At 57.1% G+C, this 757-nt stretch carries 1 protein-coding gene; it reads left to right on the top strand.

Going from position 1 to position 757, the window contains the following annotated elements:
• Positions 1-64: 64 nt before the first annotated feature.
• On the top strand, positions 65-757 hold a 693-nt coding region (dctP, locus tag A3754_RS02960), incomplete at its 3' end, for a TRAP transporter substrate-binding protein DctP (RefSeq protein WP_063518807.1).

The following is a 757-nucleotide window of genomic DNA, read 5'->3' as shown; positions in this document are numbered from 1 at the left end:
CTTGACAGCCCTGCCCCGATGCAATGTAGTGATTGGCACCCACAAGCAATATCAAGGTAAAGGCATGCGACTTAATCGATTTATTTGCGCCGCTACTTTTGGCTTTCTTGCCGCCACGACCACCACCGTCAACGCCGACACCTGGCGTTTTGGCCTGGAGGAAATTGAAGGCAGTGTTCAGCACAGTTACGCCGAACGTTTCAAAGCGCTGGTGAAAGAAAAAAGTGACGGGGAGATTGACGTTCAACTGCTCCCCTATGGCAAATGGGGCTCCAGCTACTCCGCGTTGTATGACGCGATCCAGGGCGGTGCCATTCAGCTGGGCTTTGGTTCCGGCGCCCTGGGCGGCACCGTACCGGAAAGCCAGCTGCTCAACCTGAACTACATCATGCCCAGCGATCAATGGGTAACCGCACAAGGCCTGAACAGCGACACCTTCCTGAAAAGCAAAGCCTGGCAGGAATCATTCCGCAAGCGCAGCCTGGTACCGCTGGCGGAATTGCCGGAAGGCTATCAGGTGTGGACGACCAACAAGGCCATCAACACCCCGGATGACATCGAAAACCTGGGCATCCGCGTGATGGACAACAGCCTGCTGCGGGCCACCTACAAGGCCTATGGCGCCTCCCCCACCTCTATAGCCTACGGCGAACTGTACAGCGCGCTGCAGCAGGGCCAGGCGGAAGGCAACATCCAGCCGGTGTTTGCCCACGAGGAAATGGCGTTCTACGAAGTGCAGGACTACATGATCTTTGCG

Source organism: Alcanivorax sp. HI0083, assembly GCF_001635175.1.
The sequence above is the reverse complement of the archived record's forward strand: the minus strand, read 5'-3'. Positions and strand labels throughout refer to the sequence as shown.